At 68.3% G+C, this 25390-nt stretch carries 22 protein-coding genes; 14 read left to right on the plus strand and 8 right to left on the minus strand.

The window, feature by feature from the left end; genetic code table 11:
* Window positions 1–55: 55 nt before the first annotated feature.
* The 5 genes from E0W60_RS03965 (at window position 56) to E0W60_RS03985 (ending at window position 4718) form a co-directional block, all read left to right on the plus strand.
* Entirely contained in the window at window positions 56–919 is an 864-nt protein-coding gene (locus tag E0W60_RS03965) for a branched-chain amino acid ABC transporter permease (protein ID WP_133095783.1), read from the plus strand.
* A 10-nt stretch (window positions 920–929) separates the two neighbouring features.
* A complete protein-coding gene (locus E0W60_RS03970) occupies window positions 930–1961 on the plus strand; it encodes a branched-chain amino acid ABC transporter permease (protein ID WP_135703100.1) in 1032 nt (343 codons plus the stop codon).
* Window positions 1954–2718: an ABC transporter ATP-binding protein gene (locus tag E0W60_RS03975; protein WP_135703101.1), complete on the plus strand. Its 765-nt coding sequence runs from the start codon at window positions 1954–1956 to the stop codon at window positions 2716–2718. Before E0W60_RS03970 ends, E0W60_RS03975 begins: the two co-directional genes overlap by 8 nt.
* Entirely contained in the window at window positions 2705–3412 is a 708-nt protein-coding gene (locus E0W60_RS03980) for an ABC transporter ATP-binding protein (protein ID WP_135703102.1), read from the plus strand. The genes E0W60_RS03975 and E0W60_RS03980 overlap by 14 nt, the downstream gene beginning before the upstream one ends.
* A 124-nt stretch (window positions 3413–3536) precedes the next feature.
* Entirely contained in the window at window positions 3537–4718 is a 1182-nt protein-coding gene (locus E0W60_RS03985; RefSeq protein WP_133095787.1) for an ABC transporter substrate-binding protein, read from the plus strand.
* 148 nt (window positions 4719–4866) lie between these two features.
* Here the strand turns inward: E0W60_RS03985 and E0W60_RS03990 are convergent, their stop codons facing one another.
* The 3 genes from E0W60_RS03990 to E0W60_RS04000 all read right to left on the minus strand — a co-directional run bounded on the left by E0W60_RS03990 (window position 4867) and on the right by E0W60_RS04000 (window position 10042).
* Window positions 4867–5454 carry a J domain-containing protein gene (locus E0W60_RS03990; protein WP_133095788.1) on the minus strand — a complete coding sequence of 196 codons (588 nt, stop codon included), beginning with the start codon at window positions 5452–5454 and terminating at the stop codon, window positions 4867–4869.
* Between the two features lie 71 nt (window positions 5455–5525).
* A complete protein-coding gene (locus E0W60_RS03995; protein ID WP_135703103.1) occupies window positions 5526–8384 on the minus strand; it encodes a DUF6600 domain-containing protein in 2859 nt (952 codons plus the stop codon).
* A 329-nt stretch (window positions 8385–8713) separates the two neighbouring features.
* Entirely contained in the window at window positions 8714–10042 is a 1329-nt protein-coding gene (locus tag E0W60_RS04000) for a putative bifunctional diguanylate cyclase/phosphodiesterase (protein ID WP_135703104.1), read from the minus strand.
* A 320-nt stretch (window positions 10043–10362) separates the two neighbouring features.
* Here E0W60_RS04000 and E0W60_RS04005 point away from each other — a divergent pair, with 320 nt between their 5' ends.
* From E0W60_RS04005 to E0W60_RS04045, 9 genes are all read left to right on the plus strand, one after another.
* On the plus strand, window positions 10363–11979 hold the full coding sequence (locus E0W60_RS04005; protein WP_135703105.1) for a methyl-accepting chemotaxis protein: 1617 nt from the start codon (window positions 10363–10365) through the stop codon (window positions 11977–11979).
* 71 nt (window positions 11980–12050) lie between these two features.
* Window positions 12051–12524 carry a chemotaxis protein CheW gene (locus E0W60_RS04010; RefSeq protein WP_135703106.1) on the plus strand — a complete coding sequence of 158 codons (474 nt, stop codon included), beginning with the start codon at window positions 12051–12053 and terminating at the stop codon, window positions 12522–12524.
* The gene (locus E0W60_RS04015) at window positions 12521–13792 is read left to right on the plus strand and encodes a CheR family methyltransferase (RefSeq protein ID WP_135703107.1); all 1272 of its coding nucleotides are present in this window, start codon (window positions 12521–12523) and stop codon (window positions 13790–13792) included. The genes E0W60_RS04010 and E0W60_RS04015 overlap by 4 nt, the downstream gene beginning before the upstream one ends.
* Window positions 13785–14510, plus strand: coding sequence for a chemotaxis protein CheW (locus E0W60_RS04020; RefSeq protein WP_135703108.1), 726 nt, complete (start codon window positions 13785–13787; stop codon window positions 14508–14510). The genes E0W60_RS04015 and E0W60_RS04020 overlap by 8 nt, the downstream gene beginning before the upstream one ends.
* Window positions 14507–16810: a hybrid sensor histidine kinase/response regulator gene (locus tag E0W60_RS04025; RefSeq protein ID WP_135703109.1), complete on the plus strand. Its 2304-nt coding sequence runs from the start codon at window positions 14507–14509 to the stop codon at window positions 16808–16810. Before E0W60_RS04020 ends, E0W60_RS04025 begins: the two co-directional genes overlap by 4 nt.
* Window positions 16807–17838: a chemotaxis response regulator protein-glutamate methylesterase gene (locus E0W60_RS04030; RefSeq protein ID WP_133095796.1), complete on the plus strand. Its 1032-nt coding sequence runs from the start codon at window positions 16807–16809 to the stop codon at window positions 17836–17838. Before E0W60_RS04025 ends, E0W60_RS04030 begins: the two co-directional genes overlap by 4 nt.
* Window positions 17839–17904: 66 nt before the next feature.
* Window positions 17905–18915 (plus strand): response regulator, encoded by a 1011-nt coding sequence (locus E0W60_RS04035; RefSeq protein WP_133095797.1) that lies wholly within the window; start codon window positions 17905–17907, stop codon window positions 18913–18915.
* Window positions 18916–19311: 396 nt separating this feature from the next.
* Entirely contained in the window at window positions 19312–20091 is a 780-nt protein-coding gene (locus tag E0W60_RS04040; protein WP_133095798.1) for a DUF4397 domain-containing protein, read from the plus strand.
* A 200-nt stretch (window positions 20092–20291) separates the two neighbouring features.
* Window positions 20292–20660, plus strand: a complete 369-nt coding sequence (locus E0W60_RS04045; RefSeq protein ID WP_135703110.1) for a VOC family protein — start codon at window positions 20292–20294, stop codon at window positions 20658–20660.
* A gap of 3 nt (window positions 20661–20663) precedes the next feature.
* Here the strand turns inward: E0W60_RS04045 and E0W60_RS04050 are convergent, their stop codons facing one another.
* The 5 genes from E0W60_RS04050 to E0W60_RS04070 form a co-directional block, all read right to left on the minus strand.
* A complete protein-coding gene (locus E0W60_RS04050) occupies window positions 20664–20972 on the minus strand; it encodes a helix-turn-helix transcriptional regulator (protein ID WP_135703111.1) in 309 nt (102 codons plus the stop codon).
* 218 nt (window positions 20973–21190) lie between these two features.
* Window positions 21191–22693 (minus strand): tripartite tricarboxylate transporter permease, encoded by a 1503-nt coding sequence (locus E0W60_RS04055; RefSeq protein ID WP_133095801.1) that lies wholly within the window; start codon window positions 22691–22693, stop codon window positions 21191–21193.
* A 13-nt stretch (window positions 22694–22706) separates the two neighbouring features.
* Window positions 22707–23168: a tripartite tricarboxylate transporter TctB family protein gene (locus E0W60_RS04060; protein ID WP_135703112.1), complete on the minus strand. Its 462-nt coding sequence runs from the start codon at window positions 23166–23168 to the stop codon at window positions 22707–22709.
* A 202-nt stretch (window positions 23169–23370) separates the two neighbouring features.
* Entirely contained in the window at window positions 23371–23691 is a 321-nt protein-coding gene (locus E0W60_RS04065) for a hypothetical protein (protein ID WP_135703113.1), read from the minus strand.
* A 12-nt stretch (window positions 23692–23703) separates the two neighbouring features.
* Window positions 23704–24843: a GNAT family N-acetyltransferase gene (locus E0W60_RS04070; protein WP_135703114.1), complete on the minus strand. Its 1140-nt coding sequence runs from the start codon at window positions 24841–24843 to the stop codon at window positions 23704–23706.
* Window positions 24844–25390: the final 547 nt, after the last annotated feature.

The raw sequence follows: 25390 nt of genomic DNA on the forward strand, positions 1-25390 counted from the left end.
CGTCTTGCCAGCGCGTGCCTGGATTTCCGATTCGCGAACCGCATGAGGTAACCCCGTGGCATTGTTCCTTCAACAGATACTCAACGGCCTGACGCTGGGCGGCGTCTACAGCCTGGTGGCGCTTGGCCTGACGCTGGTCTACGGCATCCTGCACGTGCCCAATTTCGCGCACGGCGCGTTCTACATGGCCGGCGCCTATGTGTCGTACTACCTGATGACGGCGCTGGGCATGAACTACTGGCTGGCGATGGTCGGCGCCGCGCTGGTGGTGGCGGTGCTGTCGATGCTGGCCGACCGGCTGGTGTTCCATCCGCTGCGCAACTCGCCCGAGCTGCACGACATGATCGCGGCCATCGGCATCCTGCTGTTCCTGGAGGCCGGCGCGCAGGCGCTGTGGGGCGCGGACTTCCATCGCATGCCGACGCCGTACGGCCAGATCGTCGACGTCTTCGGCCTGACCGCGCCGCTGCAGCGCCTGCTGATCATCGGCGCCGCGTTTGCGCTGATGGTGCTGCTGCACCTGTTCCTCACGCGCACCATGACCGGCGCCACCATCATGGCGATGGCGCAGAACCGCGACGGCGCCGCGCTGGTCGGCATCGATGCGACGCGCGTCACGCTGCTGGTCTTCGCCATCTCCGGCGCACTGGCCGCGATCGCCGCCACGCTGTACGCGCCGATCAACCTGGTCTACCCGAGCATGGGCAACCTGGTGATCACCAAGGCCTTCGTCATCATCATCCTGGGCGGCATGGGCAGCATTCCCGGCGCCATCGTCGGCGGGCTGATCATCGGCATGGCCGAGAGCTTCGGCGGCTTCTACGTTTCCACCGACTACAAGGACATCATCGCCTTCGTGCTGCTGGTGGTGATCCTGTCGATCCGGCCGCAGGGCCTGTTTGCCGGCAAGGCAGCCTGAGGAGTACGACATGAAAGCACTGCAAGGAAAGACCGGCTGGATGCTGCTGCTGGCACTGGCCATCGCGTTCCCGCTGGTCACGCCCAACAGCTACTACCTGACCGTGATGACGCTGGCCTTCATCTACGCCATCGCCACGCTCGGACTCAACCTCATCACCGGCTACACCGGCCAGCTCAACCTGGCGCACGGCGGCTTCATGGCCATCGGCGCCTACACGCTGGGCATCCTGACCGTCGATCACCAGGTGCCGTTCTGGCTCGCCTTCGTGCTGGCCGGCGTGGTCTGCATGGTGCTGGGCTACGTCGTCGGCGTGGTGTCGCTGCGGCTGAAGGGCCATTACTTCTCGATCTTCACCATGTGCATCGGCTACATCATCTACCTGGTGATCGAGAAATGGGAAAGCCTGACGCACGGCACCGTGGGGCTGATCGGCATCCCGGTGCCGGCTGCGATCGGACCGCTCGCGTTCGACAGCGTGCAGGCGCAGTACTACCTGGTGCTGTTCTTCCTGGCTGTGGGCACGTTCCTGATGCACCGCATCGTCACCTCGCTGCTGGGCCGCAGCTTCATGGCCGTGCGCAACAGCGATGCGCTGGCGGAAGCGCTGGGCATCAACCTGATGCGCACCAAGGTGCTGTCGTTCGTACTGTCGGTGGGTTACGCCGGTTTTGCCGGCGCGCTGTACGCCGGCCAGGTGCGCTTCCTGGGTCCGGACATCGCCCGCACCGACCTGACCTTCGACATGGTGATGTCGATGCTGGTGGGCGGCATCGGCACCCTCTTCGGGCCGTTGCTGGGCGCGGTGCTGGTGCCGTGGATCACGCAGTCGCTGCAGTTCATGCAGGACTACCGCATGCTGGTGTTCGGGCCGGTGCTGATCCTGCTGATCATCTTCGTGCCGGACGGCATCGTGGGTTCCTGGCTGAAGAAGCAGGCGCGCAAGGCCGCCGCCGCACGCCGCGGCAAGCAGGCACAGCCCGCTGCCGCCGGCAACATCGCATCTGTCCCGACCACCCGCGCCGGAGCCGACCATGCTTGAGATCCGCAACCTGACCAAGAAATTCGGCGGCCTGACCGCGGTGCACGATGTCTCGGTGACCTTCGAGCAGGGCCACATCAATGCCATCATCGGTCCCAACGGCGCCGGCAAGACCACCTTCTTCAACCTGGTCGCGGGCACGCACGCACCCTCCTCCGGGCAGATCCTGTTCAAGGGGCAGGACGTGGCCGGCCTGCGCGCCGACCAGATCGCGCGCCTCGGCGTGGCGCGCACCTTCCAGGCGACCGCGCTGTTCGACCGCGCCACGGTGCTGGACAACCTGATCGTCGGCCACCGGCTGCGCACGCGCGCCGGGCTGGGCGACGTGCTGCTCAACACGCGCCGGCTGCGCGAGGAAGAGCGCCTGTGCCGCGACAAGGCCGAAGCCGCGCTCGACTTTGTCGGCCTGTCGCACCTCGCGCATGAAGTCGCCGCCGATATCACGCAGGAAGCGCGCAAGCGCGTGGCGTTTGCGCTGGCGCTGGCGACCGACCCGGAGCTGCTGCTGCTCGACGAGCCGGCGGGCGGCGTCAATCCGGAAGAAACCGTCGGCCTGGCCGAGCTGATCCGCAAGATGGTGCGCCATGGCAAGACCGTCTGCCTGATCGAACACAAGATGGACATGATCATGCGGCTGGCCGACAAGATCATGGTGCTGAACTACGGCGAGAAGATCGCCGAAGGCACGCCTGCACAGATCCAGCAGGATCCGCATGTCATCGAGGCCTACCTGGGAGCCGACCATGTTGCAGCTTGAACGCGTCTCGCTGTCGTACGGCAGCTTCCGTGCGCTGGACAACATCACGCTGCACGCCGGCGCCGGCGAGCTGGTGGTGCTGCTGGGCGCCAACGGTGCCGGCAAGAGCTCGATCTTCCTGGCGATGAGCGCAATCCACCGCATCAGCGGCGGCAGCATGCGCTTCGACGGGCGCGAACTGTCGGGCATGAAGCCGTCGCAGATCGTGCAGGCGGGGCTGGTGCATTGCCCGGAAGGACGCAAGCTCTTTCCGGCGATGAGCGTGGAAAAGAACCTGGTGCTGGGCGCCTATGTGCACCGGCGCGACGGGGCGGGGATCCGCAGGACGCTGGAGGAAGTCTATGAACTCTTCCCGATCCTGCGGCAGAAGAAGGACGACCCCGCGGGATCGCTGTCGGGCGGGCAGCAGCAGATGGTGGCGCTGGGCCGCGCGCTGATGAGCCGGCCGCGCGCACTGCTGCTGGACGAGCCGTCGCTCGGGCTGGCGCCGCTGGTGGTCAAGCAGATGTTCGAGATCATCCAGCGCATCAACCGCGCCGGCACCACGGTGCTGCTGGCCGAGCAGAACGCGTACGCGGCGCTGGGGATCGCGCATCGCGCGTACGTGATCGAGAGCGGGAAGATCGTGATGGAGGGGGACAGGGATACGTTGCTGAAGGACGAGGGGATTCGGAAGGCGTATATCGGGGGTTAAGGAACCAAAGGCCTCCACTACCGATTGTGTGCTCCCTCTCCCGCTTGCGAGAGAGGGAAGCAAACCGTGCGGTCGTTAAGGGACAGCAGACATAACAAGCGCAGTACATCCAGGAGACATCACCATGCAAAGCAACATCATCCGCCGTATCTTCCCGCTGGCCGCCACCGCCGTGGCCGCCATGACCGCCATAATGGCTTCGGGCGCCGCGCTGGCGCAGGAAGTCGTCAAGATCGGCTATACCGGCCCGCTGTCCGGCGGCGCCGCGCTCTATGGCAAGAACGTGCTGTCGGGCGTGCAGATGGCGGTGGATGAAATCAACACCGCCGGGCTGGAGGTCAAGGGCAAGAAGGTCAAGCTGGAAGTGGTGGCGCTGGACGACAAGTACTCGCCCGCCGAGGCCGCCATCAACGGCCGCCGGCTGGTGCAGCAGCACAAGACCGCGGCGATCTTCGTGCCGCACTCGGGCGGCATCTTTGCGCTGCAGGCCTTCAACGAGCAGGAGAAATTCCTGGTGATGGCCTATTCCAGCGTGCCGCGCATCACCGATGCCGGCAACAAGCTGACCATCCGCATCCCCCCGGCCTATACCGGCTATATCGAGCCGTTCATCAAGGCGCAGATGAAGCGCTATGGCAAGAACGTGGCGCTGACGCCGGCGGATCACGACTATGCCAAGGCCTGGGTGCAGGCCTTCGTGCCGGCCTGGGAATCGGCCGGCGGCAAGGTGGTGGCCAACAACCCGATGTCGTACACCAAGGCCACCGACTTCTACAGCGGCGTGTCGCGCGCCATCAGCGAGAAGCCGGACGTGATGTTCGTCGGCGGACCGTCCGAGCCGACCGCGCTTGTGGTCAAGCAGGCGCGCGAACTGGGTTTCAAGGGCGGCTTTATCGTGATGGACCAGGCCAAGATGGACGAGATGGCCAAGGTCACCAACGGGCTGTCGATGCTGGAAGGCTCGATCGGCGTGCTGCCGCTGGTCAACGACAACCGCCCGGCGGCGCAGGCGTTCAATGCCAAGTACAAGAAGCTGCATGACGGCCGCGATGCGACCACCGAGATGTCGCTGAACTACACCATGGTCTATGCGCTGGCCGGCGCCATGAAGCTGGCGGGCACCACCAGCGATGCCGCGGCGATCCGCGCAAAGATGCCGGACGCGGTGAAGGGACTGGCCAGGGAGGTCAATCCCAACGAAGTCGACGGCATCGACGCCAAGGGCGGCTCGATGGCCGATACCGTGGTGGGCTGGGTACAGAACGGCAAGATCTCGCAGGTGCGGCTGTCGGAGCTGGCCAAGTAAGGTGGCCAGATGAGCTGGCCAAATGCGCTGGCCAAATGAGTTGGCCATCCACGCCGAAAAGCCCTGCAGGCCACGCGCCTGTGGGGCTTTTTTCTGTTGGCGGCAACCGACAGGATCCGACGCGTCTCAGCCGGAGGTCGGCGCGCCGCTACGAGCGAACGCCGAACAGGCCGTGCCAGAACGAATCGAAGGCGCCGGGATGGCGCCTGTGGCGCTCCGGGGCATCGTGCCCTGACGCCGCCGCTGCCTCGGGTTCCGGCGCCTGCGCGGCAGCCGCGCTTGCCTGCCGCGATGCCTGCAAGGCCGAAACGCTGTCGGCGATGCGGGCCGCCAGCTCCGCCTCGCAATCGCGGCCGAGCAGCACGCCAAACAGGACATCGCGGTTGTGGCCGTCATCGGCAAAGCGCATGGCGATGGTGACCATCTTCTCGTACTGTTCCTGCGCCGCGCGCTGGGCCTCGCGCTGCGCGGCGCGTTCCTGCTCTTCGTGTGCTTCCTGCTCCGCCTGCCAGCGGCGCATCTCGCGCTCGAACACTTCGTCGTAGATCTGGCGCTGTTCGGCGTCGGACAGGATCGCGTAGGCGTCGCGGATTTCCTGGAAGGCCGCGTGCGCCTCGGCCTCGCGGCCGAGGTTGCGGTCCGGGTGCCATTTCATTGCGGCGCGCCGGTACGCCAGCTTGATCTCGTCAAGGGTGGCGTCGGCTTGCACGCCTAGTGTCGCGTAGAGGGTCGTCATGGGGCGATGGGGGCGCTGCTGGGCTGGCGTTCATGCTAGCACGGCGCGCCGGCCCATCGGGGGCATCGCCGCTACTGGGGCCGGTCACCGTCGCGGTTACGTGCCTCCATCTGCCCACGGTCGTGCTGGGCGCGCTGCTGCTGTTGCTGTTGCTGGCGCTGCTGCTCCATCTGCTGGCGCTGGCGGTCCTGCATTTGCCGCTGCTGTTCCTGCTGGTGGCGCTGCTGCTCCTGCATTGCCCGCTGCTGCTCCTGCGCCTGCCGCTGCTGCGCCTGCGCGGCGCGCTGCTGCTGCTCAGCCTGCTGGCGCTGCATGGCCTGCTGGCGTTGCTGCTCCTGCATCTGCCGTTGTTGTTCCTGCGCCTGCCGCTGCTGTTCCTGCATCTGGCGCTGCTGTTCCATCTGCTGACGCTGGGCGGCCTGTGCCTGCCGCTGCTGGACTTCCTGCGCCTGGCGCTGCTGGGCCTCCTGCATCTGACGTTGCTGCTCGAAGCGCTGGCGCTGCATCTCCTGCCCCTGCCGCTGCTGGTCGGCCATCTGGCGCTGGCGCTCCACCTGCTGGCGCTGCTGCTCGGCGGCCTGGCGCTGCTGTTCCATCTGCTGGCGCTGGGCGTCATGCGCCTGGCGTTGCTGCTCCATCTGCTGGCGCTGCGCGTCCTGGGCCTGACGTTGCTGCTCCATCTGCTGGCGCTGGCGGCCTTCCTGCATCTGGCGCTGCTGGGCGTCCTGGGCCTGGCGCTGCTGCGCCTCCTGCATCTGGCGTTGCTGCTCGAAGCGCTGGCGCTGCATTTCCTGCGACTGCCGCGCCGGATCGGGGCGATCCTGCCCGTCCGCCCACTGCCGTTGCTGCCCGCGCTGCTGCTCCTGCTGGCGCCGCTCCATCGCATCCTGCTGCTGCCGCTGCAGTTCGCGCGCCTGCTGCTGTTCGCGGTCAGGCTGGCCTTGCCACTGGCGCTGCTGCTCCTGCTGGCGGCGCTCCATCGCTTCCTGCTGCTGCCGCTGCAGTTCGCGCGCCTGTTGCTGTTCGCGGCCAGGCTGGCCTTGCCACTGGCGCTGCTGGTCCTGCTGGCGGCGCTCCATCGCTTCCTGCTGCTGCCGCTGCAGGTCGCGCGCCTGCTGCTGTTCGCGCTGCATGGCCTGCGCCTGGCGTTGCGCATCAGGCTGGCCGGCAAAGCCGCGTCCATCGTCGGGACGCGCGCTCTGCCCACGGCCATTGCCGCGCCAGCCGTCCGGCGCCTGGGCCGGGTCCGGGCGGCCGGCGCGCGGCTGCTGCTCGCGCGCGGCCAGGGCGGCCTGGCTCATGCGCACGTCCGGCATGGGCTGCGCCTTGCGTCCCGGGCGCCCGGGGCGTCCCGGCCGTGGCTCGGGGCTGCCGCGCCATGCCGGGCCCGCCCCGGGGACGACACCGCCCTCGCGGGCGAAGCGTCGGGCCAGGTCATCGGTGGCCGGCCGTCCCGGCGGGTGCGCCGCGATCGCCTGGCGCTCGAAGACCGGGCGCGCCTGCGGCGGCAGCTGCCGCACCGGCGCGGCGCCGACCAGGCTGTTCTTGACCGGCGCCACCGGCGGGCCGCCGCGTGCCTCGCCGGCCGGCAGGTTGCGCCATTCGGCGCGGTGCATGCCGCGCACCGGGCGACCCTCGACGAAATTGCGCGCCGGCATGCCGGTGATGGCGCCAGGCACGTTGCGGTTGGCATACGGCACGGGCCGCCCGCGGTCGCCCATCACGATGTTGTTGACGGTGACGCGGTTGATGCGCGCGACATAGCTGGGACTGGCGCGGTACGCCGGCCGGTAGGCATCGCGCGGACCGAGCGGGTACCACGCCACGCCGGGGCCCCCGCCCACTTGCACGCTGCTCCAGCCGTGCCCGCCGCCGCCACCGCCGACAAAGGCCACCACGGCCGGCGAGTAGCACGGCCGCACCCGCGGGCCCGGCACCCAGCCCCAGCGCGTGCCCACGAAGGCCCAGCGCCCGTAGTGCGACGGGGCGAAGCCCCATGGGGCATCGTCGATCCAGGTCCAGCCCCACGGCGCGATCCATGCCCAGTGGCCGACGCTGTAGGGTGCCCAGCCGGCGCTGACGACGCGCGGGAACCAGACCGCGCCGTAGGCGGGTTCTTCCTGCCAGTCGCCGTAGTCGTCCAGCGCCGCGTAGCCCGGCATTTCGCGCGGCAGGTAGCGCGCCGACGGCGACGCGTCTTCGCGGGCGTCGCGGGCCGCGGTCCAGCGGTCGAAGCTGTCCTCGGCAATCGGACCGCCGCCGGCATCGGCCAGGTCGGTGCCGGCAAAGCGCATGCGATCGCCGCGCTGCAGCTCGATCGAGCGGCTATCGCCGTAGACCACGGCGCTGCCATGCCGCATCGTCACCGTGGTGGTGCTGCCGTCCGGCGCCACGTCGAGCCGGTAGTCGCCCGGCTCGCGCGGCACGAAGGCCAGGTTGGGGGTATCGATCTCGACGGTCTGGTCCTGCGGCAGCGCACGCACGCGCACCTGCATCGTGCCCTGCGTCAGCTTGACCTGGGTGGTGTCGTCGTCCAGGTTCAGGATGCTGGCCGCGGTCGCGCCGCCCATGCGCATGGCAACGTTGCCGGCGTGCAGCTCGGCGCGGCCGCCGGCGTCCATCCACAGCCGGTCGCCGGTAGTGACCGGGCGGTTCAGGCCGGTGGCGGCCCACTGGTCCGAGCCGGCCGGCGCGAAGCTCAGGTTGCCGTCGACCGCGGTAAGCGTGGCGATGCGGGCGGACGGGTCGGCCTGCGCAACCGGGGCGTCGACGATGGGCGCGTCCAGGTAGGGCTGGCCGGGTGGCGGCACCTGGGCCAGTGCAGCAGCCGCCACCGCAAGGGCCGAGGCGGCGGCGAGCGCAGTCAGGGCAAGCCGGGTGCGCGGGCCGGCGAGCGGGCGGGAACCACCAGATTGGACGGATTCGGACATGATTTCAGGTCGGGACAAGACGCTCCGGGATGCGGCGCGGGCAGCCGGTCGGAACCGATCGGCGAAGCCAATGGCAACGCGCCATCCTATTGGCACGATACATTGCCGGGAAGCCTGGCAACATGGCCCATGCGGCGGACTTTGTAAGCGCGTATTTCACCATGTGGCATGGTGGCCCGCCGGGAAACGAGGCGCGAGGCAGGCGGCGGGCGGGAAGGCGGGCGGCGGGCGATGCGCGGCGGCACACCGGGCGTCAAAGGTAGAAACAACTATTGCCGGTTGTGCCGGTATTGCCGGAGCCGGCGCGCGCCGGCCGGCCGGCGGCGGTTTCAGCGGCCTTGCTGCTCGCGCAGCAGTTCGGTCAGCCGGTCGGCCGGCATCGGCCGCCCATACAGGTAGCCTTGCGCCTCGTAGCAGTCGTGGGCCAGCAGGAAGTCGCGCTGCTCCGGGGTCTCGACGCCCTCTGCGACCACGCCGATGCGCAGGCTCTTGCCCACGTTGATCACCGAACGCACGATCGCGGCGTCGACCGGATCCTGGGTGACATTGCGGATAAAGGACTGGTCGATCTTGAGCCGGTCGACCGGGAACGACTTGAGGAAGCTCAGCGACGCATAGCCGGTGCCGAAATCATCGCAGGTCAGCGTCACGCCGTCGCGGCGCAGCGCCTGCAGCTGGTCCGAGACCTCGTCGCCCTGCTGCAGCGCGATGGTCTCGGTGATCTCGATCTCCAGGCAATCCGGCGCCAGCTCCAGCGCGCGCAACACGTGGCGCACCTCGGTCAGAAGGCGGCTTTCGGACAGCTGCGCCGCAAACAGGTTGATGGCGACGCGCGGCGGCTGCGAAAACGCCAGCGACCACGCGCGCGCCTGCGCGCACGTGGTCTGCAGCAGCCACATGCCGACGTCGCTGGCAATGCTGCTGGCAGCCAGCGCGTCGATGAACAGTGCCGGCACGATCAGCCCGCGGGTCGGATGCCGCCAGCGCATCAGCGCCTCGGCGCCGCGGATTCGGCCGTCGCGCAGGTCGACCTGGGGCTGGTACAGCAGCTCGAACTGGCGCTGCGCGTAGGCTTCGTGCAGGGCCTGGACCAGCGACAGGCGCGCGGTCACGTCCGAGCGCATCTGCGGCTTGAAGAAGCGGATGGTGCGGCCGCCGTCGTGCTTGGCACGGGCCAGCGCCAGGCTGGCGGCGGCGAGTACGTCTGAACCCAGTTCGCCGGCAGCGGGAATCACGCACGCGCCGATGCTGGCCAGCACATGGTGGCGGCGCCCGGCGTGCTCATGCGGGGAAGACAGCATTGACAGGATCGCCGCGCCGACATGCCGGACCAGCGTGGGATCGGAAATGGAAGGCAGCAGCACGCCGAACTCGTCGCTGCCGACGCGGCCGATGGCGGCATCGCGCGGCGAAGCATCGCGCAGGCGCCGGGCCACCCGCTGCAGGATGACGTCGCCCTCGGCATGCCCGTGCATATCATTGAAGGCACGGAAATCATCGATGCCGATCAGCAGCAATGCGCAGCGGGGCACCGCCTCAGCCTGCAGGCGCACCTCCAGCCGCTTCAGAAACCCCTGGCGATTGTCAACGCCGGTCAGCGGATCGAGATCCGAGCCTGGCGAGGCGCCAGCCGCCTTCGCCCCGGACTTGGCCACCATCCCTGCCCCATCTGTAATTGTCGACATTGTTACCCGCAAGCAATTTAGCAAGTGTGACGAAAACTTGGAAAAAATCAAGAAGTTCCCGCCGGCTGCCGTAACCCCAATGCGGCGGCGCAACGCTGGCGAGCCCGTCGCGCGGTTGCGCGTTGAATCGGCTTGCGGCATACAGTACCCTACCGCGCACCAGGGCCGTGCCGGCAGCCGCGCAGCCGGAAAGCGGCCCTGGACGCGGCGATGCGGGCAACGGCCGCCCCCGGTAACATTGCGCTCCGTCGCCCTGCTCCTCCCTGAACAAGAACATTACCGGGACCTTCACCGTGAACGCTTGGACCATCCGTACCCGCATCCTGGCCAGCTTTTCCATGATCCTGCTGGTCATGGCCCTGATGGGCGTGGTCGCCTATATGCGGATGAATGCGATCGAGCGCGAGACCGCGCTGATGCTGCATGACGCCCTGCCGGGGCTGAACTACAGCACCGGTATCCGCGGCGTCTGGGGCGAGCGCTACGTGCTTGCCTGGCAGACCATCAATGCCTCGAACGACGACGAGCGCCGCGGTTTCCAGGAACAGGGCAAGGACGCGGCCGCGCGCCTGGACAAGCTGGAGCAGCAGTACGAGGGCACGATCACGCGCAGCGAGGACCGCGTCGCGTTCCAGGCCTACCGCGACCTGCGCGCCCAGTATGAACAGGCCGCGCAGGTGCTGGCCCAGGCCGGCGACTGGAACGGCGCGGCCGCGGTCGCGGCGCTGCGCGGCCCCGTGCATGATCGCTGGATCGCCGCGCGCAAGGCGGCCCAGCACCTGGTCGACGACAACAGCGCGGTCAATGCACGCGCCGCGCGCGGCATCGACGATGCCGTCAACACCGCCAAGATCAGCATCGAGGCCGCGTTGATCGTCGCGCTGGTGGTGGCCGTGGTGTGCGGCTACCTGCTGCTGCGCGCGATCACCGTGCCGATGCAGTCGATCGTCGGCCTGCTCGCCGGCATCCGCGGCGGCGACCTGCGCCAGCGCATGGCGCTGCGCCGCAAGGATGAGTTCCACGAGGTCGAGGAAGGCTTCAACCAGATGACCGGCGAGCTGACCTCGCTGGTGGGCCAGGCGCAGCGCACCGCGATCCAGGTCACCACCTCGGTCAACGAGATCGCCGCCACCGCGCGCCAGCAGCAGGCCACCGCCACCGAGACCGCCGCCACCACCACGCAGATCGGCGCCACCTCGCGCGAGATCTCGGCCACCGCGCGCGACCTGGTGCGCACCATCCATGAGGTGTCCAGCGCCGCCGAGCAGGCGGCCGGGCTGGCCGGCACCGGGCAGGTGGGCCTGTCGCGCATGGAAGGCACCATGCAGCACGTGATGGAAGCCGCCGGCTCGGTCAACGGCAAGCTCGCCACGTTGAACGAGAAGGCCGGCAATATCAACCAGGTGGTGACCACCATTGCCAAGGTGGCCGACCAGACCAACCTGCTGTCGCTCAATGCCGCGATCGAAGCCGAGAAGGCCGGCGAGTACGGCCGCGGCTTCTCGGTGGTGGCCACCGAGATCCGCCGCCTGGCCGACCAGACTGCGGTGGCCACCTACGACATCGAGCAGATGGTGCGCGAGATCCAGTCGGCCGTTGCCGCGGGCGTGATGGGCATGGACAAGTTCTCGGAAGAAGTGCGCCGCGGCATGTCGGAGGTGACGCAGGTGGGCGACCAGCTGTCTCAGATCATCGCCCAGGTGCAATCGCTGGCGCCGCGCGTGGTCATGGTCAGCGAGGGCATGCAGGCGCAGGCCGGCGGCGCCGAGCAGATCAACCAGGCGCTGATGCAACTGTCGGAAGCCGCCCAGCAGACGGTCGAATCGCTGCGCCAGTCGGGCCAGGCCATCGACGAACTGACGCTGGTCGCCAACGACCTGCGCAGCGGCGTCTCGCGCTTCAAGGTCTAGGCGGCCCCTTACTGGACCTTATCGGCCCGTATTGGCCCGTATTGGCCCGCCCAGCCTTCCGCCTCGCAACCATGAAGCTCTTCCTGCTGTTCCGTCTTGGCGCCGACCACTACGCCCTGGATGCGGCCGAGGTCGCCGAGGTGCTGCCGCTGACGCGCCAGAAGCAGGTGCCCGGCGCACCCGCCTGGGTGGCCGGCATGATGGAGCGCCGCGGCCAGCCGGTGCCGGTGATCGACCTGCCGGCGCTGGCGACCGGCGTGCCGGCGGCGCTGCGCACCAGCACGCGCACGGTGCTGGTCCACTACCGCCATCGCGGCACCGCCGCGCCTCGGCTGCTCGGCCTGCGGCTTGAGTCCGCCACGCAGATGCTGCGCTGCCCGGCCGAATCCTTTGTCGATAGCGGCATAGCGGGCGCCAGCCCGCGCTACCTGGGGCCGGTGCGCCATGACGCGCGCGGCCTGGTGCAGTGGGTGCGCATCGACGCCCTGCTGCCAGACGAAATCCATGCGATGCTGTTCGCCGACACGTCCGGAGACCCCGCATGAGCACTGCCACACACATCGAGGCCCTGCTCAAGGCCCGCATCGGCCTGGACGCCGATGCCATCGGCAGCGGCGCGGTGGAACGCGCGGTGCGCGAGCGCAGCCACGCAGTGCAGGCAGCGGATACGCAGGCGTACTGGAACCTGCTGCACGGCACCGCCGGCGAGTTCCAGGCGCTGATCGAGGCGGTGGTGGTGCCCGAGACCTGGTTCTTCCGGCATCGCGAGGCACTACTGGCGCTGGGCCGCTTTGCCGCCGAGCGCGCCTTTGCCGACGGCACGCGCACGCTGCGCGTGCTGAGCCTGCCCTGCTCCACCGGCGAAGAGCCCTATTCGATCGCCATGGCCCTGCTCGATGCCGGCGTGCCGGCGGCGCGCTTTTGCATCGACGCCGTCGACATCAGCGCCCGGGCGCTGGCGCGCGCGCGCCAGGGCGAGTACGGCGCCAACGCCTTCCGCAGTGGCCCGCTCGACTTCCGCGACCGCTATTTCACCGCCGGCCCCGCCGGCTACGCGCTGGACCCGCGTGTGCGTGCGCAGGTGCGGCTGCTGCAGGGCAACCTGGTCGATCCCGACCTGCTCGCCGGCGAGCCGCCCTATGACTTCGTCTTCTGCCGCAACCTGCTGATCTATTTCGCTGCGCCCGACCAGCGGCGCGCGGTGCAGACGCTGGCGCGGCTGACGATGGCCGACGGCCTGCTTTTCGTCGGCCCGGCCGAGGCCAGCCTGCTGAGCGCGCAGGGGATGGTGCCGGTCGGCCTGCCGCTGACCTTTGCCTTCCGCAAACCCTCGCCGCGCGCCACACCGGTCGCCATCGCGCACCCGCCGCAGGGGGCAAGGATGGCTGCGCCGCCGCGCCTGCCGCGCTCGCCGGTGCCGGCCAGGCCCGTCGTGCGGCCAGCGCCCGCGCCCGGCACGCCTGCTGCTACCGTCATGCCCGGCCATGCGCACGCCAGCGAACTGGCCCGTATCGCCGGCATGGCCGACCGTGGCGAACTCGAGGCCGCTGGCGCCGCCTGCCAGGCACTGCTCGACCGCATCGGCACCGATGCGGGCGCCGCCGGCGCCTGGTGCATGCAGGGCGTGCTGCACGACGCCGCCGGCCGCACCGCGCAGGCGCACGCCGCCTACCGCAAGGCGCTGTACCTGGACCCGGCGCACCAGGAGAGCCTGTACCACCTGGCCGCGCTGCTCGACACCGAAGGCGACCACGACGGCGCCATGCGCCTGCGCCAGCGCGCGCAACGCCACACCCGCAAGCACCATGGCTGAACCGCAAGGCATTTTCCGCGGAACCTGCGCGGCCACCGTCGCAGTGGACGATTGCTGGCGCCGCATCGGCGTGCGCGGCGACGGCTCCTGCCCGGCGCTGGCCGAGCACGCGCACTGCCGCAACTGCCCGACCTACGCGCAAGCCGCGGCCATGCTGCTGGATGCGCAGCAGCTCGACCTGCCAGACCTGCTCGACCAGAACGCCGATGCGCTGCCCGATGCGGCAGCCATGGGCGGAGAAGCGGACGACCCGTACGCCGGGCACGGCAACGCGCTGTCGTGCCTGGTATTCCGCATCGGCGAAGAATGGCTGGCGCTGCCGACCGCGGCACTGGGCGAAGTCACCGCGCCGTGTCCGGTGCATTCGCTGCCGCACCGACGCGATGCCGCGGTGCTGGGCCTGGCGGCCGTGCGCGGCAACCTGCTGGTGTGCCTGTCGCTGGCACGGCTGTTCGGCACTGGCGAGGCCGGCGATGCCGGCGAGGCAGCGGGCAGCCGCTTCCTGATCCTCGGCCAGGGCCGCGCCGCGCTCGCGCTGCCGGTGGCCGAGGTTTCCGGCGTGGTGCGCGTATCCGGACCCGCGCTGCAGCCGCTGCCGGCCACGCTGGGCCGCGCGTCGGCGCGCTACACGCAGGCGCTATTCCTGGACCATGGCCGCAGCGTCGGCCTGCTCGACGCGGCCCTGCTGCGCCAGGCACTGGCACGGAGCCTGGCATGAACCCCGAACAGTTGCGCGACGCCTCGCTGCTCGAGCTGTTCGCGCTCGAGGCCGAATCGCAGGCCGAAATCCTCAACGCCGGGCTGCTGGCGCTGGAGCGCAACCCGGCCGCCGCCGAGCACCTGGAGGCGTGCATGCGCGCGGCGCATTCGCTCAAGGGCGCGGCGCGCATCGTCGGGCTCGACGCCGGCGTGCGCATGGCGCACGCCATGGAAGACTGCCTAGTCGCCGCGCAGGGCGGCATGCCGCTGACGGCCGCGCATATCGACGCGCTGCTGCAGGGCACCGACCTGCTGCTGCGCATCGGCCATCCGCCCGGCGGCGATCCGGGCTGGGCCGACGGCGCCGGCCGCGCCGGGATCGATGCGGTGGTGCAGCGGCTGGGCACACTGGATGGCGGCCTGGCCCTGCCGCCCGTTGCAGCCCCGCAAGCCGCGCCGTGGACAGTGCCGGCAGACGATGGGCCCGCCATACCACCAGCGCCAGCCGCACCCATCCCGCAGCCGCAGGCAACGGGGCCACAGCCAGTCGCCCCCGGCGAGCCGCAGGAGCGCATGCTGCGCGTCAACGCCGATGCCCTCGACCAGCTGCTGGCACTCTCCGGCGAGGCCATGGTCGAGTCGCACTGGCTGCGGCCATTCGGCCAGGCGCTGCAGAAGGCCAGGCGCCAGCAGGCGCGCGCGCTGCGCGCAGCCGATGCGCTGCAGGACGCGCTGCAGGACACCCTCGCGGACAACGCCGGCGCGCGCGTGGCGCTGGCCGGATTGCGCCAGCTGCTCGAAGACGGGCATGGCGAGCTGTCGCGGCGGGCCGATGAATTCGACCAGTACGACCACCGCGCCACGCGCCTTGCGCGCCGGCTCTACGACAGCGCGCTGGGCTCGCGCATGCGCCCCCTCGCGGATGGGCTGACCGGCTACGCGCGCATGGTTCGGGACCTGGGCCGTGCGCTCGGCAAGTCCGTGCACCTGGAGCTGGTCGGCGCGGGCACGCAGGTCGACCGCGACATCCTGGAAGCGCTCGACGCCCCGCTCGCCCACTTGCTGCGCAACGCGGTGGACCACGGCATCGAGCCGCCCGCGGTGCGCCAGGCCCAGGGCAAGCCCGCCGAAGGCCGGGTCACGCTGCAGGCCCGCCACAACGCCGGCCGGCTGGTGATCGAGATCTTCGACGACGGCGCCGGCGTCCACCTGGACGCATTGCGGCGCGCGATCGTGCGGCGCAACCTTGCTTCGGAAGAGACCGCGGCGCGGCTGTCGCAGGCGGAGCTGCTCGATTTCCTGCTGCTGCCCGGCTTCAGCATGCGCGACACGGTGTCGGAAGTGTCCGGCCGCGGCGTGGGCCTGGATGCGGTGCAGGAGATGGTGCGGCGCGTGCGCGGCAGCCTGCGCCTGACGCAGCAGCCCGGGCAGGGCCTGCACTTCCACCTCGAGCTGCCGCTGACGCTGTCGGTGGTGCGCACGCTGCTGGTGGAGGTCACGGGCGAGGCCTATGCCTTCCCGCTCGGGCATGTGCTGCGCGCCGCCGCGGTCGGACGCGCGCAGATCGAGCAGACCGAACGCCACCAGCATTTCCGCCACGAGGGCCGTGCCATCGGCCTGGTCAGCGCGGCGCAGGTAATGCAGCGGCCGGAGAGCATTGCGCACGAGCGCGACGACGTGCAGGTGATCATCGTCGGCGAGGGCGAGCGCACCTACGGCATCGCGGTCGACCGCATGCTGGGCGAACGGCTGCTGGTGGTGCAGCCCCTGCCCGCCGCGCTGGGCAAGGTGAAGGACATCGCCGCCGGCAGCCTGACCGACGACGGCACGCCGGTACTGATCTTCGACGTGGAAGACCTGCTGCGCTCGGTCGAGAAGCTGGTCTCCGAAGGCCGCATCGAAGGCGTGCGCCACGCTGCCGAAGCCAGCGTGCAAGCGCGCGCGCGGCGCGTGCTGGTGGTCGACGACTCGCTCACCGTGCGCGAGCTGCAGCGCAAGCTGCTGGCCGGGCGCGGCTACGATGTCGCGGTGGCGGTCGACGGCATGGACGGCTGGAACGTGCTGCGCGCCGAGCCTTTCGACCTGGTCATCACCGATATCGACATGCCGCGCATGGACGGCATCGAGCTGGTGAGCAGGATCCGCCATGACGCCGCGCTGCGCCAGCTGCCGGTGATGGTGGTGTCGTACAAGGACCGCGAGCAGGACCGCCAGCGCGGCCTGGAAGCGGGCGCGGACTATTATCTGGCAAAGGGCAGTTTCCACGACGCCGCGCTGCTCGACGCGGTGCAGGACCTGATCGGCGAGGCACGCTCATGAAAATCGGCATCGTCAACGACTCCCCGCTCGCCGTCGCCGCGCTGCGCCGGGCCATCGCGCTGGACCCCGCCTTCGAGCTCGCCTGGGTCGCCGTCGACGGCGAACAAGCCGTGCAGATGGCCGCGGCCCGCACCCCGGACCTGATCCTGATGGACCTGCTGATGCCGGTGATGGACGGCGTCGAAGCCACGCGCCGGATCATGGCGGCCACGCCCTGCGCGATCGTGGTGGTCACCATGGATCTCGGCCGCAATGCCGAGCAGGTGTTCGAGGCGATGGGACACGGCGCCATCGACGCGGTCGATACGCCCACGCTGACGGAAGCCGATGCACAGCTCGCCGCCGGCCCGCTGCTGCGCAAGATGCGCAATATCGGCCGGCTGCTGGCTGGCCGCGTGGCCCCGCAGCACAAGCTGCAAGCCGCGCCGCGCGCCGTCGCCGCGCCCCGCCTGGTGGCGATCGGCGCCTCCGCCGGCGGCCCGGCCGCGCTGGCGGCGCTGCTGGGCGCGCTGCCGGCCGACTTCGGCGCGGCGGTGGTGGCCGTGCAGCACGTCGACGAGGCCTTCGCCGCCGGCATGGCCGAATGGCTCGACGGACAATGCGCGCTGCCGGTGCGCATCGCCCGCGCCGGCGACACGCCGCAGGCCGGCACGGTGCTGCTGGCCGGCACCAACGACCACCTGCGCCTGGCAAGCCCGACGCGCATGGTCTATACCGAACAACCGTGCGACTACCTGTACCGGCCCTCCATCGATGTATTCTTTGAAAGCGTGGTCGAGCACTGGCGCGGCGACATGGTCGGCGTGCTGCTGACCGGCATGGGCCGCGACGGCGCGCTCGGCCTGAAGGCGATGCATGATCGCGGCTTCCTGACGATCGCACAGGACCGCGCCACCAGCGCCGTGTACGGCATGCCCAAGGCGGCGGCGGCGCTTGGCGCGGCGGCCGAAATCCTGCCGCTGGGCCGCATCGCGCCACGGCTGGTGCAGGCGTGCGGCCGCACCGGCCTGGCCGCGCCACTGCCGTGAGCGCCGCCATACTGCCAGAACACGTCCCGGGCCCGGCCCGGGAGCGCAACACCCCAGGATTACAGCATGAACTCCCAACACCCTGCCCTCGCCTCTAACGCATCGGACTACCAGGTCATGGTGCTGCTGGTGGACGACCAGGCCATGGTCGGCGAAGCGGTGCGCCGTGCGCTGTCCACCGAGCCCGACATCGATTTCCACTATTGCTCGCAGCCCGGCGAAGCCGTTGCCGTGGCGCAGCGCACCCGGCCCACGGTGATCCTGCAGGACCTGGTCATGCCGGGCGTCGACGGCCTGACGCTGGTTCGCCATTACCGCGAGAACGCCGCCACGCACGATATCCCCATCATCGTGCTGTCGACCAAGGAAGAGGCCTCGATGAAGAGCGCGGCTTTCGCCGCCGGCGCCAATGACTACCTGGTCAAGCTGCCCGACAGCATCGAGCTGGTCGCGCGCATCCGCTACCACTCGCGCTCGTACCTGAACCTGCTGCAGCGCGACGAAGCCTACCGTGCGCTGCGGCAAAGCCAGCAGCAACTGCTCGAGACCAACCTGGAACTGCAGCGGCTGACCAACTCGGACGGCCTCACCGGGCTGTCCAACCGCCGCTACTTCGACGAATACCTCGGCGCGGAATGGCGCCGCGCGCAGCGCGAGCAGACGCAGCTGGCGCTGCTGATGATCGATGTCGACGCCTTCAAGGCCTACAACGATACCTATGGCCACGTCGCCGGCGACGACGTGCTGCGGCGCGTGGCCGCGGTGATCAGGGACAACTGCACGCGGGCATCGGACCTGCCCGCGCGTTTCGGCGGCGAAGAGTTCGCGATGGTGCTGCCGGGCACCTCGCCCGGCGGCGTGCGGCTGCTGGCCGAGAAAGTACGGCGCGCGGTGCAGGACCTTGCCATCGCCCACAGCGGCTCGCCCACCAGCGATTGCGTGACCGTCAGCATCGGCGGCGCGCTGCTGGTGCCGCAGGCCGGTGAGCCGTCGAGCCGGCTGGTGGAGGTCGCCGATGCGGGGCTGTACCAGGCCAAGCGCAACGGGCGCAACCAGGTCATGATGTCACTGCCTTAGCGATGAGCCCGATCGCGCCAAAACCCTTGCCTTAATGACGGGGTCAATGGCGTCGACACGCCGGTTGCAACAACCGGTTACACAGTAGTTGCCGCAGGCCCGCACAAGTCGGCGCTTCGGGCCGGCCGCCGCCAACCCATAGCCGGTCACGCTTTGCCGTATTTCGGACGCATTGTGGCCACCGCGTCTTGTGGGATTCCTCCGACAGGGAATTCGGAAGCGCGCGCCTGTCTCGCACCACACTTCATACCTATCGTTGCATCACGGCAGTTGCATCCCGGCACGCGCGTACGCCGCGCCTGCAGTCCATGCAGAAAGCCAACTGGCCAGCTACCGGCGCACCCGCCGCGCGGCATGGGCCAGCTCGTCTCTGAGTCCAACGGTAAGAGGTGACCCATGTTCCGATCCAAGTCCAGTCTTATATTCGGCCTTGCGCTGGCCGCAACGGCAATCCTGTCCGCCTGCGGCGGCGGCGATGACGGTATCGACGATCGCATCGGCCTGAGCAAGCCGAGCGTCCGCGCAATCCATGCGGTCACCGGCGGCCCCAACGTCGACATCCTGCAGAACGGCGCGCTGACCAGCTTCACCAACAAGCCGTACAAGTTTGTCTCGACCTACTTCAACGTCGAAACCGGCAACCAGCTGATCTCGTTCAACACTGCCGGCACGCAGACCGAACTCGGCCGCACCACCATCGTGGCAGCCACCGGCCACAAGTACACCGTGGTCGCACTGCCAGGCGCGACCGGCGCCGAAGTGCTGCAGATCGACGATCCGTTCGAAAAGGGCCTGTTCTCGCACAAGGCGCGCGTGCGCACGCTGAACGCTTCGTTCAATGCGCAGAACGTCGATTTCTACCTGACCATGCCGGCGGTCGACCTCAATTCGGTCGGCCCGAACTTCAGCAACGTGGGCTACAAGCAGGCATCGCCGGCCTCCGGGTCCGATTCGGTCGACATGGACGGCGGCACCTATCGGCTGCGTATTACCACGGCGGGCACCAAGACCGTGATCTTTGATTCGGGCACGCTGACGCTGGCCAACAACGCCGACTGGCTGATCACCACCATTCCGACTGACGGCGTCGGCGCGTCCGTGCCGAACAAGATCAAGGTGCTGGTGGCACGCGGCGATGACGAGTCGCAGGCCGGCCTGGAGCTGGTATCGCAATAACGCAGCAAGCATGATCCTGCCCGAGCCAGCCGCGCGGGCAGGCGCCGCAGGCCGGTCCACTGGACCGGCCTGTGCTTATTGCGGGCGACATCCAGCCGCCAAAACCTGTACGCTATCGGCGTGGGACGCGCGTGGCGCGCATGTCCGCCGTGGCATGATGACGCGCTGCTCCCTCCACACAGCTTTGGGAGATTGCGGACATGGCTATCCAGCTCAATCACACCATCGTGTTTTCCCATGACAAGAAGGTATCGGCCGACTTCCTCTGCGAGATACTGGGTCGACCTGCGGCAGTGCCGTTCGGGCCATTTCTTGCCGTCCGGCTCGACAACAGCGTCACGCTGGACTTTATGGACGCCGGAGGCGATGTTGCCCTGCAGCACTACGCCTTCCTGCTGAGCGACGCCGAGTTCGACCAGAGCTTTGCCCGCATCCGCGCGCGCCACCTGATGTACTGGGCCGACCCGTACCGCCGCCGGCCGGAACAGGTCAGTACCGACGATGGCGGCCGCCGGATCTATTTCGAGGACCCGAGCAAGCATTTCCTGGAGATCTTCACCAGGGAATGACGCTCAGGGCTGCTCGCCCTCGTCCGGCGCCAGCTCCGCCTTCAGCACCGCAAGGTGCGAGATGTACTGCTCCAGTTCGGCACGCCCGCGCTCCGTGATGCAGTACACGCGGCCGCTGCCTTCGACCAGCTCGGCGGTAATGGCACGCGCCATCATCAGGCTGCGCAGCACCGGCCGCAGCGAGCGGATGTTCTTGTCGATGCCGCGTTCGCGCAGGCGTTCGACCAGGCTCAGCACCGTCGAAGGACTCGACTGCACGAGCTTGAGGACGTAGATACGTGAGAAAAACCGGTCAAGGGTTGGCGGTTTCATGGGCGCTGTCGGCGCACCCGACGGTGCGGGAATCCTGATCATCATGCGCAGCCCATGACTGCTGCCGCAGTCGGGCACTCTCTTGTCGTGATGGCGGGCCGTGCGGCCCAGCCAAAGAAAAACGGGGTGCACAGAGGCACCCCGGAACGCTTGCGTTGTGATGCGCCGCCTGGGGTGAACCGTTCCAACGGCGCATTCCCGGGGCAGCACGCGCGGCGCTATTCTTCCTGGAACGCTTCTTCGCGCTTGGCCTTGATCGACGGCAGGGCTACCACCGCCACCAGCGCGGCAGCCGCGATCAGCAGGCCGACCGACAGCGGGCGCGTCACGAACACCGTGAAGTCACCACGCGACAGCAGCAGCGAGCGGCGGAAGTTCTCTTCCATCATCGGCCCCAGCACGAAGCCCAGCAGCAGCGGCGCCGGCTCGCACTTGAGCTTCAGGAACAGGTAGCCGATGATGCCGAAGCCCGCAGCCATGAACACGTCGAAGGTCTGGTTGTTGACCGAGTAGACGCCGATGCAGCAGAACGTCAGGATCGCCGGGTACAGGAAGCGGTACGGCACGGTCAGCAGCTTGACCCAGATACCGATCATCGGCAGGTTCAGGATGATCAGCATCAGGTTGCCGATCCACATCGAGGCGATCAGGCCCCAGAACAGCGCCGGGTTGCTGGTCATCACCTGCGGGCCGGGCTGGATATTGTGGATGGTCATCGCGCCCACCATCAGCGCCATCACCGCGTTGGGCGGAATGCCCAGCGTCAGCAGCGGGATGAACGAAGTCTGCGCCGCTGCATTGTTGGCCGATTCCGGACCCGCCACGCCTTCGATCGCGCCCTTGCCGAACTCGTGCGCAAACCTGGAGGTCTTCTTCTCGAGCGAGTAGGCCGCGAACGATGCCAGCGCCGCGCCGCCGCCAGGCAGGATGCCCAGCGCCGAACCCAGCGCCGTGCCGCGCAGCACCGCGGGAATCATGCGCTTGAAGTCGTCCCTGGTCGGGAACAGGTTGGTGACCTTGTTGGTGAAGGTCTCGCGGGCTTCCTTCTGCTCCAGGTTGGCGATGATTTCCGCGAAGCCGAACATGCCCATGGCCAGTGCCACGAAGTCGATGCCGTCGGTCAGCTCCGGCACGTCGAACGAGAAGCGCGCGGCGCCCGAGTTCACGTCGGTTCCGATCAGGCCCAGCAGCAGGCCCAGCACGATCATCGAGATTGCCTTGGGCAGCGAGCCGGAAGCCAGCACCACGGCGCCGATGAGGCCCAGCACCATTAGCGAGAAGTATTCGGCGGGACCGAACTTGAACGCGATTTCCGACAGCGGCGTGGCAAACGCGGCCAGGATCAGCGTGGCGACGCAACCGGCGAAGAACGAACCCAGGCCGGCGGTGGCCAGCGCCACGCCCGCCCGTCCTCGTCTTGCCATCTGGTAGCCGTCGATGGTTGTCACCACCGACGACGATTCGCCCGGCAGGTTCACCAGGATGGCGGTGGTCGAGCCGCCGTACTGCGCGCCGTAGTAGATGCCGGCCAGCATGATCAGCGCGGCCACCGGCGGCAGCGTGTAGGTGATCGGCAGCAGCATGGCGATGGTAGCCAGCGGCCCCAGGCCCGGCAGCACGCCGATCAGCGTGCCCAGCACGCAGCCGAGGAAGGCGTAGGCCAGGTTCTGCAGCGACAGGGCCGTGGAAAAGCCCAGCGCAAGATGGTCAAACAATTCCATGGTTTGCGACTCCTTAGCTGCCCAGGAAAGCCGGCCACACCGGCATCTGCAGGTTGATGCCGTACACGAACGCACCCAGGCTGATCAGCACCAGCACTACGCCGTTGAGCAACGCGCCCTTCCAGCTGAATTCATGGCTCGCCATCGACGACACCAGCACCAGCACGAACACGGACAGCACCATGCCGAGCGGCTTGAGCAGCAGGCCGAACAGCACTACCGAACCCAGGATCCACAGCAGGGTCTTCAGGTCCCAGCGGGCAAGGTGGTCTTCCTCGCCCTTGGACGAGAGCGAGCCGAGCAGCACTACCGCGCCCAACACGGCGAGCACCAGGCCCAGCAGGAAGGGGAAATATCCGGGTCCCATCTTTGCGGCCGTTCCCATGGAATAGCCGCGTGCGACCCAGGAAAAGCCCAGACCGACCAGGATAAACATCAGGCCGGAGGCAAAGTCCTTTTGGCTGCGTATGCGCAAAACGATTCTCCTCAAAGTTCATGAAATGCAAGGCCGGGACGTGCGCTGGCTCTGCGCAACGCGGCATGCCGTGGGCATGGTTTCCGACGGATGGATCGAACCTTAAAGAGGTGATCTTTCAGGTGCCTTTCATTTGTCTTTGTTTACGGGTATTTACCGATATACCCTTTAAATAAGGGGTTTTTTGACAGAATGGGCTGCTTCAATACATCATGATGTGATGCATATGCTCGCAATGCCGTTCGTATTGGAAGTGGTGGTCGGCGCAGGCTGGATGAGGGTTGCTATTGGCCTGGCGAATAAGACGGCGCGCGCTTGCGTCAGGGCAAGGCGCGGCCGTTAAGACGCGCTGGTGTGTGCCGGCGCGTGTGCCGGGAGGGAGTGCCAGCGGTTGCAGGATGACAGGCTGATCTTTCGAATGGCTTTCAGCAAGCATCGGCGGGTGGCGCGGTATGGCAAAGTCGCCGGCGTAATCACGCTCCGCCGCGCCAGCGATCAGCTTCCCGCCGAAGCCGGCAATCACGCCCCCTCACAATCACACCTCCTCAACTAGGCAATCTGCATTGCCCCTGCCGCCATCGCTTGCTTCAGGCTTCGCCTGGCGGGATGGTCTCGCCACAAGCGTCGACGGCAGCGCTGGCCCGAAACGCCCCCCCGGGCGCCTGTACGCCGGGAAGTAGCCGTCCAGTTCGTCCAGCGTGGATTTGTCGCCGCCGGACAGCGCCACATAGCGCTCAGGATCCACAACCACGCGCTGCGTCCGGTACACATGCGTGTCAGGCGAAAAACCTAGCTTGAATTCCTGCAGAGAATCGTTCGCCGAACCCAATCCGCCGCCCAGGTGCAGGCAGCTCATGCGGTTAAGCCGGCCCCATTCGCGCGCGGCATGGATCACCGTCTTTGACGGCTGGCGATGACGGTATTCCCAATCCCAGCCTGCGAGGTGGTATTGCATGATGCCCGACTCGCGTGACACGGTGAACAATGCCCCGCCGATGACGCAGTCGTCCTCTTCGGCCACGAACAGCAACAGGTCGCTGCCGAGGGATCGCACCAGGGTCCGGTAGTATTGCGCGTCGAAGAAGTAATACGCTGACGCATTTAACCGCGTCATGGTTTCGTTGTAGAGCCGGATAAACCGCGGCAGCGTGGCGAAGTCACTATCTAGCCGTGCGGTGACGCCAGCGCGGCGGGCGCGGTTAATGCCGCGCTTGTGGCGCGCCTGGGTTTCCTGCCACAGCCGCTCCGGGCTCTTCGTGAGGTCGATCGAGACGGTGGCCCCTTGCTCGACCACCAACCCGAAGCGGCTCCGCCAGTCCGCATTCAGCAATGGGTGCATGCGGATAAACCACGACACGCAGCCTTCACGGCGCAGCAACGCCAGCGCGGCGCCAAGCGCCTCGTCGGCGAACCCGGCCGGTGCGCCGTGGCTCACTACCGGTCCTCCGTAACCGTAGGCCGAGGTGGCGTCCCAACTGACATTGGTAAGCGGCCGGCACACGAGCGGAACCAGCAAGTCGCGGGATCCGTCGGTGACATGGACGGCAGCCGCACTGCCGCGCTCACTGCGCTCTGCTGCTACGTACCAGCCTGGCGTGTGATGGCAGTCATGGTGGCAGCGTGCCAGCGTTTCCCGCCACGCTGGCATGCCTGGTTGAAGCAGGATCGATTGCATTGATGATTCCATATCAGAGAACCCGTGCCAGCGCGCTCAGCGCCGGGGCATTGGTCTCGCTGGCATCAGCTTACGGACTGAGGCGCCGCGATGCGCTTTCGATGGGTGAATGACTGGAATGACCGGAAAGTCGTGCCGTTCGCGTGGGCGAGGCCACCAGCCCGGCGGCACCCGCATCGAGGGCACAATTCACGCTGGCGCGAGAACTAGGCCACGATCATTGTTGCCAGGACGCCGAACGCGATCGCGCACACCGCTCACGGTGAGGGATCAGCCGCGTGGAGGACGCGGCAGGCGTGGCAGGTCGGGACCGGGCCGTGGCCCGTCGGTGTAATGCGGCCGGCTGGCACTACCCGCACAGGCCGCGGGATATAGCGGGGAGGGCGATAACAGCTGCTCGAAAGGATCGGGGCCGGGCTGCTCCGACGGCTCGGCGGCTTCCGAAGATGGTATGGGGTGGCCGGCGTCGCCGCGCTCTGCGAACTCGGCCTCGGCGGCCCTGGCCGTGGCGTCCGCCGACACGGTGTGCGCGACCGCATCCTCCCAG

Source organism: Cupriavidus oxalaticus, assembly GCF_004768545.1.
In the GTDB taxonomy this organism is placed as follows: Bacteria; Pseudomonadota; Gammaproteobacteria; order Burkholderiales; family Burkholderiaceae; genus Cupriavidus; species Cupriavidus oxalaticus_A.

Coding starts and splice junctions, on each gene's coding strand:
- E0W60_RS03970 (WP_135703100.1), top strand. CDS start 930: ATGAAAGCACTGCAAGGAAAGACCGGCTGGATGCTGCTGCTGGCACTG.
- E0W60_RS03975 (WP_135703101.1), top strand. CDS start 1,954: ATGCTTGAGATCCGCAACCTGACCAAGAAATTCGGCGGCCTGACCGCG.
- E0W60_RS03980 (WP_135703102.1), top strand. CDS start 2,705: ATGTTGCAGCTTGAACGCGTCTCGCTGTCGTACGGCAGCTTCCGTGCG.
- E0W60_RS03985 (WP_133095787.1), top strand. CDS start 3,537: ATGCAAAGCAACATCATCCGCCGTATCTTCCCGCTGGCCGCCACCGCC.
- E0W60_RS03990 (WP_133095788.1), bottom strand. CDS start 5,454: ATGACGACCCTCTACGCGACACTAGGCGTGCAAGCCGACGCCACCCTT.
- E0W60_RS03995 (WP_135703103.1), bottom strand. CDS start 8,384: ATGTCCGAATCCGTCCAATCTGGTGGTTCCCGCCCGCTCGCCGGCCCG.
- E0W60_RS04000 (WP_135703104.1), bottom strand. CDS start 10,042: ATGGTGGCCAAGTCCGGGGCGAAGGCGGCTGGCGCCTCGCCAGGCTCG.
- E0W60_RS04010 (WP_135703106.1), top strand. CDS start 12,051: ATGAAGCTCTTCCTGCTGTTCCGTCTTGGCGCCGACCACTACGCCCTG.
- E0W60_RS04015 (WP_135703107.1), top strand. CDS start 12,521: ATGAGCACTGCCACACACATCGAGGCCCTGCTCAAGGCCCGCATCGGC.
- E0W60_RS04020 (WP_135703108.1), top strand. CDS start 13,785: ATGGCTGAACCGCAAGGCATTTTCCGCGGAACCTGCGCGGCCACCGTC.
- E0W60_RS04025 (WP_135703109.1), top strand. CDS start 14,507: ATGAACCCCGAACAGTTGCGCGACGCCTCGCTGCTCGAGCTGTTCGCG.
- E0W60_RS04030 (WP_133095796.1), top strand. CDS start 16,807: ATGAAAATCGGCATCGTCAACGACTCCCCGCTCGCCGTCGCCGCGCTG.
- E0W60_RS04035 (WP_133095797.1), top strand. CDS start 17,905: ATGAACTCCCAACACCCTGCCCTCGCCTCTAACGCATCGGACTACCAG.
- E0W60_RS04040 (WP_133095798.1), top strand. CDS start 19,312: ATGTTCCGATCCAAGTCCAGTCTTATATTCGGCCTTGCGCTGGCCGCA.
- E0W60_RS04045 (WP_135703110.1), top strand. CDS start 20,292: ATGGCTATCCAGCTCAATCACACCATCGTGTTTTCCCATGACAAGAAG.
- E0W60_RS04050 (WP_135703111.1), bottom strand. CDS start 20,972: ATGAAACCGCCAACCCTTGACCGGTTTTTCTCACGTATCTACGTCCTC.
- E0W60_RS04055 (WP_133095801.1), bottom strand. CDS start 22,693: ATGGAATTGTTTGACCATCTTGCGCTGGGCTTTTCCACGGCCCTGTCG.
- E0W60_RS04070 (WP_135703114.1), bottom strand. CDS start 24,843: ATGCAATCGATCCTGCTTCAACCAGGCATGCCAGCGTGGCGGGAAACG.